This window comes from Streptomyces sp. NPDC045956 (assembly GCF_056430705.1).
This window is the reverse complement of the sequence record NZ_JBWKKZ010000003.1, coordinates 110,274-124,501: the sequence shown is the minus strand read 5'-3', so window position 1 is coordinate 124,501 and position 14,228 is coordinate 110,274. Positions and strand designations below refer to the sequence as shown.

11 protein-coding genes are annotated in these 14,228 nt (G+C 73.3%); 7 read left to right on the top strand and 4 right to left on the bottom strand.

Annotated elements, in window-relative coordinates:
* The first annotated feature begins 92 nt into the window (after positions 1–92).
* A complete protein-coding gene (locus tag AC07FV_RS09540) occupies positions 93–1,121 on the top strand; it encodes a DUF4349 domain-containing protein (RefSeq protein ID WP_479085920.1) in 1,029 nt (342 codons plus the stop codon).
* Positions 1,122–1,149: 28 nt separating this feature from the next.
* Positions 1,150–2,556, top strand: coding sequence for an FAD-dependent oxidoreductase (locus tag AC07FV_RS09535; RefSeq protein ID WP_479085919.1), 1,407 nt, complete (start codon positions 1,150–1,152; stop codon positions 2,554–2,556).
* A gap of 9 nt (positions 2,557–2,565) precedes the next feature.
* Here the strand turns inward: AC07FV_RS09535 and AC07FV_RS09530 are convergent, their stop codons facing one another.
* Positions 2,566–2,928: a hypothetical protein gene (locus AC07FV_RS09530; RefSeq protein WP_479085917.1), complete on the bottom strand. Its 363-nt coding sequence runs from the start codon at positions 2,926–2,928 to the stop codon at positions 2,566–2,568.
* Between the two features lie 134 nt (positions 2,929–3,062).
* Here AC07FV_RS09530 and AC07FV_RS09525 point away from each other — a divergent pair, with 134 nt between their 5' ends.
* Both AC07FV_RS09525 and AC07FV_RS09520 read left to right on the top strand, forming a co-directional pair.
* Entirely contained in the window at positions 3,063–3,881 is an 819-nt protein-coding gene (locus AC07FV_RS09525; RefSeq protein ID WP_479086634.1) for a rhomboid family intramembrane serine protease, read from the top strand.
* 50 nt (positions 3,882–3,931) lie between these two features.
* The gene (locus AC07FV_RS09520) at positions 3,932–4,354 is read left to right on the top strand and encodes a hypothetical protein (protein WP_479085915.1); all 423 of its coding nucleotides are present in this window, start codon (positions 3,932–3,934) and stop codon (positions 4,352–4,354) included.
* 22 nt (positions 4,355–4,376) lie between these two features.
* Here the strand turns inward: AC07FV_RS09520 and AC07FV_RS09515 are convergent, their stop codons facing one another.
* From AC07FV_RS09515 to AC07FV_RS09505, 3 genes are read right to left on the bottom strand one after another with little or no spacing between them, the layout of a single operon-like run.
* On the bottom strand, positions 4,377–4,823 hold the full coding sequence (locus AC07FV_RS09515) for an HIT family protein (protein WP_479085913.1): 447 nt from the start codon (positions 4,821–4,823) through the stop codon (positions 4,377–4,379).
* A gap of 59 nt (positions 4,824–4,882) precedes the next feature.
* Positions 4,883–6,610, bottom strand: a complete 1,728-nt coding sequence (locus AC07FV_RS09510; RefSeq protein ID WP_479085912.1) for a TIR domain-containing protein — start codon at positions 6,608–6,610, stop codon at positions 4,883–4,885.
* Positions 6,607–7,710, bottom strand: a complete 1,104-nt coding sequence (locus AC07FV_RS09505) for a TIR domain-containing protein (protein ID WP_479085910.1) — start codon at positions 7,708–7,710, stop codon at positions 6,607–6,609. The genes AC07FV_RS09510 and AC07FV_RS09505 overlap by 4 nt, the downstream gene beginning before the upstream one ends.
* Before the next feature lie 491 nt (positions 7,711–8,201).
* Here AC07FV_RS09505 and AC07FV_RS09500 point away from each other — a divergent pair, with 491 nt between their 5' ends.
* The 3 genes from AC07FV_RS09500 to fxsT are packed head-to-tail and all read left to right on the top strand — an operon-like array spanning position 8,202 to position 14,205.
* Positions 8,202–9,491 carry an FxsB family cyclophane-forming radical SAM/SPASM peptide maturase gene (locus AC07FV_RS09500; protein ID WP_479085909.1) on the top strand — a complete coding sequence of 430 codons (1,290 nt, stop codon included), beginning with the start codon at positions 8,202–8,204 and terminating at the stop codon, positions 9,489–9,491.
* Positions 9,492–9,495: 4 nt separating this feature from the next.
* Complete coding sequence (locus tag AC07FV_RS09495) at positions 9,496–10,272, top strand: hypothetical protein (protein WP_479085908.1); 777 nt, start codon at positions 9,496–9,498, stop codon at positions 10,270–10,272.
* A 24-nt stretch (positions 10,273–10,296) separates the two neighbouring features.
* Positions 10,297–14,205: an FxSxx-COOH system tetratricopeptide repeat protein gene (gene fxsT, locus AC07FV_RS09490; RefSeq protein WP_479085907.1), complete on the top strand. Its 3,909-nt coding sequence runs from the start codon at positions 10,297–10,299 to the stop codon at positions 14,203–14,205.
* Positions 14,206–14,228 lie beyond the last annotated feature (23 nt).

Below are 14,228 nucleotides of genomic sequence, written 5' to 3'. Positions count from 1 at the left end.
CGTGACCTGTTCGGGACCGTTCCGCGCCGTCGCCGGGGGCCCTCCGCGCGTCGAAGGAGCGTCAGTCGTCACACACCCCGGGGGGTACCCACATGCACGCACGACGAGCAGTACGGCGTTCCGCGCCGCCCGCCCGCGCCCTGGCCGGCCTGCTGCTGGCCGCGGCCCTCGTCCTCACCGGCTGCACCGGCTCGGGCGCCGACTCCGACGCGGGCGGTGACGCCAAGGCGGCCGCGCCCCAGGAGGGCTCGTACGCCAAGGGCGGTGCCGAGGACCGGGCGGGCGCGGCGGGCGGCGAGGCCGACGGTGCCAAGACCGCGCCGCCGCGGCTCGCGCCCGCCCACGTCATCCGCACCGCCTCCCTGACCGTCCAGGTCGAGGACGCGCCGAAGGCCCTGGCCGCGGCCCGCACCGCCACCGAGGACGCCGGCGGGTACGTCGGGGACGAGACCACCACCCGGGACGAGGAGGGCCACGAGCGGACCCGGGTCGTCCTGCGGGTGCCCGTGGAGCGCTACGAGGAGGTGCTCGAGGAGCTGGAAGGCGCAGGCAAGCTCCTCGAACGCCGCGCGAAGGCGGAGGACGTCACCGACCAGGTCGTGGACGTGGACAGCCGCGTGAAGTCGCAGCGCGCCAGCGTGGCCCGCGTCCGTGAGCTGATGGACCGGGCGACGAAGCTCGCCGACGTGGTGACGCTGGAGGGTGAGCTGAGCACCCGTCAGGCGGAGCTGGAGGCGCTGCTCGCCCGGCAGGCGGCCCTGGCGGACCGCACCGCCCTCGCCACTCTGACCCTCTCCCTGTCCGAGACGCCGGTCGAGCGGGCGGACGAGGACGAGGACCCCGGCTTCACCGACGCGCTGGCCGGCGGCTGGGACGCCTTCGTGACGATGCTGCGCTGGCTCGCGGTGGCGCTCGGCGCGGTGCTGCCGTTCGCCGTGGTGGCGGCGGTGCTGGTGCTGCTGTGGCTGCGGGTGCTGCGGCCCCGGCTGCCGCGCCGCGCGGCGCCGGAGCCCGCGGTGCCCGCCGCCGGGGTTCCCGCGGCCCCGGCGCCGCTGCCGGCGGCCCGTCCCGCGCCGGAGGGCGGCCCCGGCCGCCGGGAGGGGACCGGCGGCCAGGACTGACATGCCCCGCCCCCGTAGCGTGTTCCTCATGAGCATGAACGCTGCGAGCGGTAACGGGCGGGCCGGGGAGCGACTGGTGGTGATCGGCGGTGACGCCGCGGGCATGTCCGCGGCGTCACAGGCACGCCGGCTGAAGGACCCCGGCGAACTGGAGATCGTCGCCTTCGAGCGGGGCCACTTCAGTTCGTACTCGGCCTGCGGCATCCCGTACTGGGTCGGCGGCGACGTCACCGACCGGGACCAGCTGATCGCCCGGACTCCCGAGGAGCACCGCGCCCGGGACATCGACCTGCGGACGCGCACCGAGGTCACGGAGATCGACGTCGCCGGCGGGCGGGTGCGCGCGCGGGACCTCGACTCCGGGGCGGAGGCCTGGACGCCGTACGACAAGCTCGTGATCGCGACCGGCGCCCGCCCGATCCGCCCCGGTCTGCCGGGCGTCGACGCGCCCGGCGTGCACGGGGTGCAGACCCTGGACGACGGGCAGGCGCTGCTCGACACGCTGGACCACACGCGCGGCCGGCGCGCGGTGGTCGTCGGCGCCGGGTACATCGGCGTGGAGATGGCCGAGGCGCTCATCAAACGCGGGTACGAGGTGACGGTCGTCAACCGCGGCCGGGAGCCGATGTCCACCCTCGACCCGGACATGGGCCGCATGGTGCACGAGGCCATGGAGGGCCTCGGCATCACCATGGTGAACGGCACCGAGGTCACCGAGGTGCTCACCGGCGACGACGGCCGGGTCCGCGCGGTGGCCACCGAGGACGCCGAGTTCCCGGCGGACGTGGTGGTGCTGGGCATCGGCGTGCGCCCCGAGACCGCGCTCGCCGGGGCGGCCGGTCTTCCGCTCGGGGCGCACGGAGGGCTGCTGACCGATCGGGCCATGCGGGTGCGCGGGCACGAGAACATCTGGGCCGGCGGCGACTGCGTGGAGGTGCTCGACCTGGTCTCCGGGCAGGATCGGCACATCCCGCTCGGCACGCACGCCAACAAGCACGGGCAGGTCATCGGCACCAACGTGGGCGGCGGTTACGCCACCTTCCCGGGCGTGGTCGGCACGGCCGTCAGCAAGGTCTGCGACCTGGAGATCGCGCGGACCGGGCTGCGCGAGAAGGACGCGCTGCGGGCGGGGCTGCGGTTCGTCACGGCCACCATCGAGTCCACGAGCCGCGCCGGCTACTACCCGGGGGCCTCGTCCATGACGGTGAAGATGCTCGCCGAGCGGCGCACCGGCCGGCTGCTCGGCGTCCAGATCGTCGGCCGCGAGGGCGCGGGGAAACGCGTCGACGTCGCCGCGGTGGCCCTCACGGCCGGGATGACGGTGGAGCAGATGACGGCCCTGGACCTCGGTTACGCGCCGCCCTTCTCCCCGGTCTGGGACCCCGTGCTGGTGGCCGCCCGCAAGGCGACCAGGGCGGTGGGGCAGCAGACCTGAAGAGGTCCGCTACGCCGTGCCGTTGATCCGGTCGATGGCCTGCCGGGCCTGCTCGGCGGGGGGTCGTGACGGCAGGGACGAGACCGACGCCGGGGCGGTCGCCGGCGCCTGTGCGGGCAGCGGCGCCGGGCCGCCGGCCACGGGCGGCTGCTCGCCGGCCGGTCTGGCGTGCGCCGCGCCCCGCGCGGAGCGCAGCCGGTGGCTCACCGCCTCGTCCAGCGTCACCGGCCGCTGCATCCGCGCGGCCAGCCGCCCGGCCTCCTGACCGAGCCGGGCGACGTCCTCCCAGGGCAGCCGCAGCACGAGGGCGACCTCGGCCTCGCCGTCGGGCAGGGCGTGCATCACCGGTGCCGGTGTGACCCGTTCACTCATCGCCTGTTCCTCACGTCGTCCCCGCGCCCCGCCTTCCCCGGACCGCGGGCGGTTGCAGGGAGATACGCGCACCCCGGCCGCGGCGTTCAGGGGACCCGCCGGTTCACCGTCCGCGAGGCGGGCACATGGCTCTCGTGGTCATCCCGGTACATGACGTGAACCCCGTGCGGCACACCCCGTGGGTGACGTACGCCCTGATCCTCGCCAACGTGCTGGTCTTCCTGTACACCCCCGGCACGGCCGCCTCGCTGACGGGCGAGGGCGGTCTCGCGCAGCTGTGCCGGCTGGAGGCCTTCCTCGACCAGTACGCGGCGGTGCCCCAGGAACTGCTCCACCACCGGCTGCCGGGTCTGGTGCCGACGGGCGAGACGGGCGTCGGTCCGCAGGGGCCGGGTTGCGTGGTGGGCCCCCCGGGCTACGAGAAGTCCCCCGAGCTGAGCGTCCTGACGGCGATGTTCCTGCACGGCGGCTGGCTGCACCTGCTGGGCAACATGCTCTTCCTGTGGATCTTCGGCAACAACGTCGAGGACCGCCTGGGCCACCTGCGCTACCTGCTCTTCTACGGCGTCTGCGGCTACGCGGCGACGTACGGCTTCGCCCTCCTCGACGCGGACTCGGGCGCTCCGCTGATCGGCGCGTCCGGGGCGATCGCCGGGGTGCTCGGGGCGTACCTGGTGCTGTACCCGAAGGCCCGCGTCTGGGTCCTCGTCCCCTTCCTGATCTTTCTGCCGCTGCGGCTGCCGGCCTGGATCGTGCTGGGGTTCTGGTTCGTGCTCCAGGCGGTCTACTCGTCCGGCGGGGCCGTCTCCGCGGCGGGCACCGTGGCCTACGCGGCCCACGTGGCGGGTTTCGTCACCGGCATGCTCCTCGCCTGGCCCCTGCGCCGCGGCACCCCGCCCCCACCCGACCCCGGAGGCATCCTCCTCGGCCGACGGGCCCGCCCCGCCCGCTGACCCCCGCTGGGTAAGCTCCCGGACACGCGATCGACACTCGGGGGGAATCGATGACGACGGGGAACAGCCCGGTGCTGGACGAGGGCCGGATCAAACACCTGGAACTGATCCAGACCACGGTGGCCCGGATGGGCAACAACTCGTTCCTGATCAAGGGCTGGTCGCTGACGATCACCGGCGCGCTGCTCGCCTTCGCGGTCGGCAACGGCGAGGCGTCCGTCGCCGTGGTCAGCTTCGTGCCCGTCGTGGCCTTCTGGCTCCTCGACGGCTACTTCCTCTACCAGGAGCGGCTGTTCCGCCGGTTGTACGACCGGGTGCGGCGCCCGGAGACGGCCGTGGAGCCCTTCGCGATGGACCTCGCACCGGGCCGGGAGCCCGCGGGGACGGTGAAGGCGGCCGTCTCGCCCACGCTCTCCCTGTTCTACGGAGGGCTGGTCGCGGCACAGGCGTTCGCCCTGCTCTTCGTCGGCTGAGGCGGGGCGCGTCAGGCCTGCCTCAGGACGCGTGGTCCGGCAGCGCCGCGCGGAGCCTGTGCAGGGAGTCGTCCAACACGGCCGGGTCCGTCTCCGCCTCCTCGGGCCACAGGTGCGGCATGCGGTCACCGTCGAACCGGGGCACCAGGTGGACGTGCAGGTGGGGCACCGTCTGGGTGGCCGCGGCGCCGGAGGACTGGATGACGTTCAGCCCGTCGGGACGGTGGACGGCCCGTACCGCGTGTGCCGCGCGGAGCACCGCGGCCCCCACCACCGCCGCCGTCTCCCCGTCCGTCTCCCAGATGTCGCGCACGTGCCGCCGGGGCGCCACCAGGAGGTGCCCCGGGTGCACCGGCCGCAAGGGCAGGAAGGTCAGGGCGGCTCCGGTGTCGGCGACGAGCCGGGCGGGAGCGGTGCCGGCCGCGATGCGGCAGAAGGCGCAGTCACCGGCGGGGGCGGGTCGTGTCATGCGGTCGACCTTAGGCCGTTCCCACCGGTCCGGCCCGGCCGCCGGTGCCCCGGACGGTGTCAGCGTGGGTCGCCGTTGGTTTCGGGAAAGGCCAGGGGGAGTTCCATCACCTGCTTCTTGGGCAGGTGCGGCAGCGGTGCCGCGGCCGCGGTCTCGATCATGTACTTGGCGAGGTTCTGCACGTAGTCGTGGAGTGAGTCCTTACGGCGGGCCACCGACAGGTCGTAGACGTCCTCGACGAACTCGCCGTCCGGGCCGCCGAGCGCGCGGTACTGGAAGTCCGTGAAGTCCTTCGGCAGCTCGAAGGCCGGGAGCGGTCTGACCCAGAACACCGGAATGATCGCGACGGGCTCGCTGCCCTCGTCGGCCCCGACGTCACGGATGCGTTCCATCATCACGGCCCACTCCCGGCGGCACCACGGGCTGCTGAAGTAGTCCGTGGTGATCAGGGGCACCAGCAGCCGGGTGGTGCGGATCGCCTCGATGAGCCGCGGCTGCCACTGGGCACCCTGTCTGGTCTTGTAGTCCATGTAGCCGGCGCTCAGCTCGTGCTTGCCGCGTCGGGCCGCGACCGCCCGTTGCAGCATCTCGTGGAAGGCGACCGCCTCCTTGGCGTGGTCCTCGCGATTGACCCAGCTCACGAAGAACAGGAACTTCGACGCGTCCTCGGCGGGGACGGGGGCGGCGGCCGGCCGGGGTGCGGGCACCCGGGCCCCGTCACGTCCCGACCACCGTGCGGCGGCCGCCTCGACGATCTCCCTGATGTCGCGGGCCGTCTCCTGGCCCGTCTTCGCCGCCTCGGCCGTCGCCTCCACGGTGGTGGCCAGGGCCCGCAGGAAGCCGGGGTCGCCGCTTTCGTCGAAGGCGATGTCCAAGAGCCCGTCGACGCGTTCCGGGATGAAGAAGTCGGTCGTCAGCCGGTCGTCCAGGAAGACCTCGGTGTGCTCGCGCAGGGCGGCGATCCAGACGCGGTAGCTGCCGGCGTCCCGGCACACCGGCGAGCGCAGGATCAGGGTCCGCAGACTGGTGCGGTCCGGGCCCGGGGGACGTCCGGGCCGGTGCGGGACGGCCCCCGTCGAGCGCGCGCGCGGCCCGCGCGGCTCGGGCGCCATCCGGACGATGTCGGCCAGGTTGAGGAACTGCTCGGGAGTCACGGTACCGGCGCGGATCTCCTCGGCCGCCCGCACGAGCTGGCCCGGGTGGCCGTCGAACGCCCCGGCGAGGAGGTCGGCGTTGCGCTGGTCGAGCGTCGCCACCTCCTTGAAGAGCTTCACCGCCTCGTCGTGGCCGACCGGGCCGACCTCCAGCCTCGCCCGCTCGTCCCAGGCGCCGATGGACCTGGAGGTGACCAGGATGCGGGCGTTGCCCTCGGGGAGGAGATCCCGGACGGCGTCCGGGTCCGCGACGTTGTCGTAGATGAGGAGCCAGTTGACCGCGAAGGGACCGCTCAGCTCCTCGCCGCGGGCCGTTGCGTACGCCTCGCACAGCTGGCCGAGTGCCTGCCGCACCCGTTCCGACAGCCGCCCCCGGTCCCGCTCCCGGCCGCAGTCGAGGGTCCAGGCCATCTCGTAGCGCCGGCTGTAGGTGTGGACGTAGGCGACGGCCAGTTGCGAGGTGCCGTAGCCGAGCGGACGGTCCACCGGGTCGTGGAGCAGGACGGCCGGGTGCTCGACGTGGAGGGAGAAGACCTCGGCGATCTCCTCGTCGCGGCCGACGAAGGGAGCGACGCGCGGGACGAGGTTCGATATCTCGGGAAGCTGGGTGGTCAGGCGGTCGGCCGATGTCACAGGCTGGTCCCCCCGCCCGGGGAACGGCGGGTGCCGACATCGGACACCTCGTCGAGGATCCGGCGCACGGACGCCGCCAGGTCGGACCCGGCCAGCATCACCACGTGGGAGTCGCGCACCAGCAGCGGTCTGGGTGCCGTGTCGATCTGCACGAACACCGGGGGCGGCGACCCGGCGTCCGGCTCGGCGAAGGCGTCCTCCCAGTCGGTGGGCGCGGTGCTGCGGGCGCCGAAGTAGTCGCGGGAGAACAGCACCAGCAGGCGCCCGGCGTCGCTCCGCGCCCGGGCCACGGCGTCGGGGAGCGCCTCGCGGCTGGCTCTCCAGCGATGCTGCACGACGCGGTACCCCCTGTCCTTGAGGACGTCCTCCACCCAGTCGGCCCACGGCTGGTCGGCACCCACGTAGCTGATGGCCACCGACCGCGCGCCGGGCTCCGCCGTCCCCGGCCGCGGGGTGGTGGCCGGGGCGGGGCTCCTCGTACCCGGGGCGGGGCTCCTCGTACCGACGGGCCGGCGGGGCTGCGGCACGACCTCGCTGCCGAAGGCCGGGTCGAGCGCCAGGGCGTCGGCCGTGTCCATCTCTTCCAGTTCCCTGTGACCGGCCTCGGCGATGATTTTGGCCAACTGTTCGACCAGGGCGTAGTAGCGCTCCTCGGCCGCCGGGTCCCCCGACGCGGTCAACGCCTCGAGGCCGTCGGTCCGGAGCCACTCGAACGCACCCGGGTAGGAGGCGGACGCACGGACGGTCTCCGGCACCCGGGCGTCGGGTACCGGTTTCCAGCACAGGGGGATCAGGCAGCCGCGCGCCGGGGCTCCCGTGGTGTCCTCGTGGTGGCGCATGCGGGAGCGGAAGACGGCCCACTCGATGCCCGCTCCCCGGTCCCCGAAGTACCGCGGGGAGTAGAGGGCGATCATCACACCCGCCCTGGTCACCTGGCTCTCGCGCGCGGACTCCGGGTCCATCAGGGCGCCGAGGACACCGCTGACGCCGAAACCCTCCTGGATGCGGAGCTGGTACTCCAGATCCGTGTGGAAGCGCGTGAGAGCGTGCCAGCCGTCGGCACGGACGCAACTCGTGTAGAAGAAAGCAGCTGGATCCACGCGCCCCTCACAGACTGCCGCCTAAGGCCCGGCGGTACGGACATTCGCGCAGACTCGGTCACGGGCGAGCTTCGGTCGGTCGGCGGCGACTCCCCCGCGGCCAGTTCCCATCCTCCAACACACTTGAGGATAGGCTTGCTTGGCCTCGCTGGGTACACTCACAGGTGTATGAGGGGACTGTTCGGCGATCGAGCCGAGGTGCAGCGCGGTCGGGGGTGGGCGGTCCAGGGATCCACGAGTCCCGGACTGTAGCAGGAACGGCGCAAGTCCCCCCGCACTGAGCCCACTTGACGAGAGCATGCCGATAGCGGTTCCCACGGGACGAGCGGAACTCTCGGGGGGAGAGCGCGCGATGGCACGCGAGGCGCCACTTGCCACGCCACACGGCCCGGCCTGCCCGGCGGACGACCCGCCCGATCTCCTCCTGAGCGCCCGCGACCTGCACCTCCTTCCTCGCAGCGCCCTCGTCGAGGCCCTGCTGCGCAACGCCGGTGAGGGCGCCGGCCCTCGGCGGCCGAGGTGGGAAAGTGCGGTGTGAGGTCCCGAGAAGAGCACTCCCGCCCCGGCAGGAGCCGGCGGCGACATTCACCCAGTTCGTCGTAAAGCTGCACAGCCGTTGCAATTTCGGGTGCCCGGACTGCTACGTCTACGAGCACCGCGACCGGGGCTGGGCCGACGAGCCGCGCGTCATGAGTCCCGCCGTGATGGGCCGCCTCTCCGCCCGGATCGCCGAGCACGTGCGCCGGCACGCCCCCGAGCGGGTCCAGGTCGTCCTGCACGGCGGCGAACCCCTGCTGGCCGGCCGCGCGGCGGTGGAGCGGTTCGCCGTCCGGCTGCGCACCGACTGCCGCGACCTGGGCACCGGGATCGACCTGCTCGTCCAGACCAACGCCTCCCTGCTCGACCGCGACTTCCTCGACGTCTTCCTCCGTCACGACATCACGGTCGGCGTCAGCCTCGACGGCACCCCCGCGTCCCACGACCGGCAGCGCCCCGACCGGGCCGGGCGGGGGACGTACGCCGAGGTCGCCCGCGGGCTCGCACTGCTCCGGCTCCCCCGCTACCGAAGGCTGTACGGCGGACTCCTGTGCGTCGTCGACGCGTCGGCCGATCCGGTGGAGACCTACGAGGCGCTGCTGGCCCACGAGCCGCCCCGCCTGGACCTGCTGCTGCCCCACGCCACGTGGCAGTTCCCACCGCCCCGGCCGCGCGACGCCGGCGTCGCGCCGTACGGACGCTGGCTAGCGACGGTGTTCGACCGGTGGTTCGACGCCCCCCGGCGGGAGACCTCCGTGCGCCTCTTCGACTCCCTGCTCGACCTGCACCTGGGCGGCACCAGCAGCAGCGAGGTGTGGGGTCCCTACGGGGCCGACGTCGTCGTCATCCAGCCCTCGGGCCTGATCGAGTACAACGACATCCTCAAGACGGTGAGCGCCGACGCCGCGCGCTCCGTACTGCACATCGCCGCGCACGACTTCGACCGCGCGGCCGCGGACCCCGGGTTCGCCGCGGAGCGCGCCGGGCCGGACGGGCTGTGCGGGCAGTGCCGGTCCTGCCCGGTCGTACGGGTCTGCGGCGGCGGTCTGCGGGCCCACCGGCACCATCCCGCCAACGGGTTCGACAACCCGTCGTGCTACTGCGCCGACCTGCGGTTCCTCATCGACCACGTGCGGGCGCGGATCACGGACGGCGTCACGGCCCTGCGGGAGCGCCTCTCCCCCGCGCGGACGTCTCCCCGGCCGCCGTCACCGCCACCTCACGAGACCAAGCCGGGAGAGTGACCGCATGACGGCATCGCGCCCGCCCGCCACGCCCTACTACTACATCAGCCACGCCCTGCCCTCACCGGCCGACCCGTGGCTGCGCGCCTTCCACTGCGACCTCCAGGACGAGATACGGCGGCGCCTGGGCCCCGACCCCGGTTACACCGGGATGCTGCCCGAGCCGCGAGGGTCCCGTCCGTGGCCCGACGACTGGGTGAGCACCCCCGCGATGCGCTGCCGCGCCCTGGTCGTGCTGCTGACCGAGGACTTCTACCGGGACCCGCACACGCTGCGCGACCTGGCCCTCTTCCGCCGCCGGCTGGTGTGGGAGGAGGACCAGACGGGCCGGTCCTCGCCCGCTCTGGTGCAGGTCCTGTGGGACACCCGGGGTCTGCCCGCTCCCGGCCCCGAGGCCGTGGTCGTCCCGGTCGGCGACTACACGGCGTCGGGTCTCGCCGAGCTGGTCCGGGCCCCGCACGCCCGCGGAGGTTATCTCCGGGTTCTGCGGGCAGTCGTGGAACGGGTCCTCGCGGGGGCCCGCCACTCCCCTCCCACCATGACACCGCAGGACCTCCACCCCGACCCGACACCGGGCGAGTCAGGAATGCCGCACATTCCCTTCTCGGCCGGTTGTACCGCTCATAGGCAGTTCGCGCCGGTGCGGGTAACGTGGCAGCCAACACACGCCGTACCACCGTCCCGCCCTGAGCCACCGGAGCGGGAGGCCTCCCCGCACAGGTCGTGGTTCTCCCAGCCGGGCGACGACGAGCGGCCGATCCTCCGGGGGCCTCACAGCTGACGCACTGACGTTGGAGCGACATCGATGAGCAGCGCCGAGCCGTCGGGTTCCCCCCAAGTCCGGGACCGGGCGACCATCGTCACCTTCTACTCCTACAAGGGCGGCGTCGGGCGCACCATGGCGATGGCCAATGTCGCCTGGGTCCTCGCCGACAACGGACACCGGGTACTCGTCGTCGACTGGGACCTGGAGTCCCCCGGCCTGCACCGCTACCTGCGTCCCTTTCTGCGCGACCCCGAGCTGAGCGCTTCCACCGGCGTCGTGGACATGATCCTGGAGTACGGCAGGGCCGTCGAGGCCGCCGCCCCGGGCGGCTTCCTCGCCTCCGGCCCCACCCCGCGGCTGGACGAACTCCTGGAACGTCACACCCAGTTGGGCAACCACGCCGACCCGCTCACGTACCGCTTCGCCCGCCCCGAGGGCCGTGTCGACTTCCTCGGTCCCGGCCGGCAGGACAGCCGGTACAGCCGCGAGGTGGCGACCTTCGACTGGGCGCGGTTCTACCAGGAGCAGCACGGCCGGCTCTTCACCCGGGCCCTGAGGCAGAGCCTGCGCGGCGACGACTACGACTACGTCCTCATCGACAGCCGCACCGGCCACTCGGACAACGCGAGCCTGTGCACGCTGGTCCTGCCCGACGTGGTGGTCGTCGGTTTCAACCTGAGCAACCAGTCCATCGAGGGCTCCGCCGCGGTCGCCCGCCAGGTGCGTGAGCAGTCCGAGGGACGCATCAGGGTGCTGCCGGTGCCGATGCGGGTGGAGGAGTCCGACCGGGAGCGCGCCGAGCAGCGGCGGCTCAGGGCCCGGGACCAGTTCGGCGGCGCGGCCGGCCCCTTCCCGACGGGCAAGGAGGAGCAGTACTGGCGCGAGGTGGAGGTACGCCACCTGCCCAACGTCGCCTACGAGGAGATCCTCCTGCCGTTCGCCCTGGAGAACCACGAACCGTCCCTCCAGAAGCAGGCGTACGAGCGCCTCGCCCAGGAGATCAGCGGTGATGCGGGACTGCGCTTCGCCCCCGTCAGGACCGAGGACCGCAGCCGTTACGCACGCGAGTACGCCGAGGTGCCGGCCCCCCGCCGCACCCTGCACGTCGTCCACGACCCCCGGGACCGGGCATGGGCCGACTGGATCCGCGCCGAACTCACCGCGAACGGCGTGGCCTGCGCCTACGACCTGCCGGCCGGCCCCGACGCCCCGGGGGACGTGCTGGTCCTGATGTCGGCCTCGATGGTCTCCTCCGACCTCCTCACCGAGCTGGCCCGACTGCGGCGCATGCCGAAGCAGGGCGGGCTGGCCGAGCAGCCGCGGCTCGACGTGGCGTGGCTGGAGGACGTGGAGGTCCAGCCCCCGTTCCGGGACCGGCCCGGACCGAAGCTGTACACCCTCGGGGAGGAGGCGGCGCGCGGCGCCCTGCTGGCGCACTTCCTGCCCGAGAGCCGGCCGCCGGCCACCTGGCCGGACCGGGGCGGACGCGGGCCCCGCTTCCCCGGCCGGCTGCCGCAGTGGTGGCACGTACCGCCCAAGCGCAACGTCACCTTCCTCGGCCGCGAGCAGTACCTGCGTGAACTCCGCAACTACCTGGCTCCCGGACGGGCTGCGCAGCCGGTCGTGCTGCACGGGCCGTCCGGGGTGGGCAAGCGGTCGTACGCCCTGGAGTACCTGCACCGGTTCGCGGCAGACTACGACGCCGTCTGGTGGATGCCGGCCGGCAGCGCCGAGGCGGTCGAGCGCGAGCTGGTGGGGCTGAGCGAGCGCCTGGGCGCGGCGCGGCGCAACTCCCCGCGGGCGGTCGACGCCCTGCGCGACATGCTGGAGGGGGACGACGGTCCGCGGCGCTTCCTCCTCGTCTACGACGACGCGCCCCACCCGGACGCCGTGGAGAGCCTGCTGATCAACAGTCCGCGGGTCCACGTGCTGATCACCTCCGAGTCCCCGGACTGGGGTTCGCTGGCCCGGCGGATCGAGGTGGAACCCCCGTCACCGGAGATGGCCGTGCGCTATCTGCTCCGCAAGACGGAGGACCTCTCCCCGGACCTCGCGGAGCGGCTGGTTGGCCTGGTCGAGCCGCTCCCCCAGCTGCTGGACCAGATGGCCGCCTACCTGAACGGCACCGGCAGGCCGGTGGCGGAGTCGGTGGAGGAACTGACCCGGGGTGTCGGCAACCGCCTGGCCGACGGCCTTCCCAGCCCGCTGGCGGTGTGGCAGACCGTCGTCGAGGACCTGGGCAAGGAGCAGCCGGTCGCGGTGCGCCTGCTGGGCCTGATGACGCGGTTGTCCCCGGACGGGGTCAGCTGGGAGTTCCTGGAGTCGCCGGCCGTCCTGAGCCTTCTCGGACTGCCCGGGGACGGCGAGGGCACCCGCCAGCTCGGCTTCGCCGTGCGCGCGCTCACCACCCGGTCGCAGGCGCACCGGAGCCAGAACGGAAAGCGGCTGAGGGCGGCGCGGATAATCCTGGCCGCGCGGCGCCAGGACCTGACCCCTCAGGAGGGACAGGAGATCGCGGCCGGTGTGCGGCGCGCGCTCGCCGCTTACTCGCCTCCGGACGAACACGTCGACGACCGGGCGCTGGACGCCCGTTACGGGGAGCTGGACGCGCACGTCGATCCGTCCGGCGCCGTCGGTGACGACGATCCCGAGGTGCGCCGCTGGCTGGTCAACCAGGTGCGCTACCGGCGCCGCAACCAGCGCCTGCGCTCCGCCTTCGAACTCGCCACGGCACTGGAGACGGCGTGGACGGCCCGGTCGGGCGGCGCCGACCGCAGGGCACGGCTGCTCCTGCTGCGCCTGCGCGTGGAACTGGCCAACATCCACACCGACGCGGGCCGGTTCGCCGAGGCCAACCGCATCAACGCCGCCGCGCTGGTCGAACTGCGGGCCGTGGACGGGCTGGACGGGACCTTCACCCTGCGCAGCGCCCTGGGCCGCGGCGGTGAACTGCGCGCGCTGGGCCGCCCTCAGGAGGCGGTGGCCGAGGACTTCTCGACCCGGGAGGTGCTGACCGCCAGGTCCGGGCCCGACCACCACTTCACCCTGATGGCGTCCAGCAACTTCGGCCTGTCCCTGGCCATGGTCGGTCTCACGGCCGACTCCCTGGAGATGCACAAGGACGTGTACGACCGCCGCGTGCGGGTCCTCGGCGAACGGCACCCGCTGACCCTGCGCACCTCCGTGCACGTGGGTGCCCGGTTGCGGGAGACCGGGCAGCTCGCGGTGTCGCTGGCCCGGTTGCAGGAGGTCTACCGGCTCACCGGCGAGGAGGAGGGCGGTTTGGGCTGGTCCGACGTGACCGCACTGCGCGCGTCGACGGCCCTGGCCTCGACCCTGCGGCACCTGGCCGTGCTGGAACCCGGCCAGGTGCCCGACACGGCACGAGGCAGGCTGGACTCCGCCCGCAAGTGCGACCTGCGGGCAGGCGAGGGATTCACCGCGTACGGCGGCGAGACGCACCCCGAGGCTCTTGCGGCGCGCGTGGGGCTCGCCGCCGACCTGCGCCTGCTGGGACGGACGCGTGAGGCCACGGAGTTGGCCGAGCGGAACCTCGCGGCCTACCGCGCCTGGGACGAGGACCACCTCTTCGCCCGTATCTGCGAGGTGAACCTCGCACTCTGCCTCCGGGATGCCGGACGGGAGTCGGCCGTCGCCCTCAGCGAGCGCGGCCTGCGCGGCCTGCGGGACCTCCTGGACGTCGACCCCCACCATCCGTACGTCCTGACAGCCGCCCTCAACCATGCCAACATGCTGGTCTTCGCCGGTGATTCGGAGGCGGCCCGGAGGTTGGACGAGCGCACGCGGGAAGGCATGCTCCAGAAGTACGACGCCGACCACCCCCTCGTCCGGACCATGGCCTCGCGCCTGGGACCGCACCCGGCGGACACCGGCGGGCCGGGACCGGAGCAACGGATCGGCATCGAACTGGACATCCCCTCGATCTGAGGGAACGGCACGGACGAGGGAGG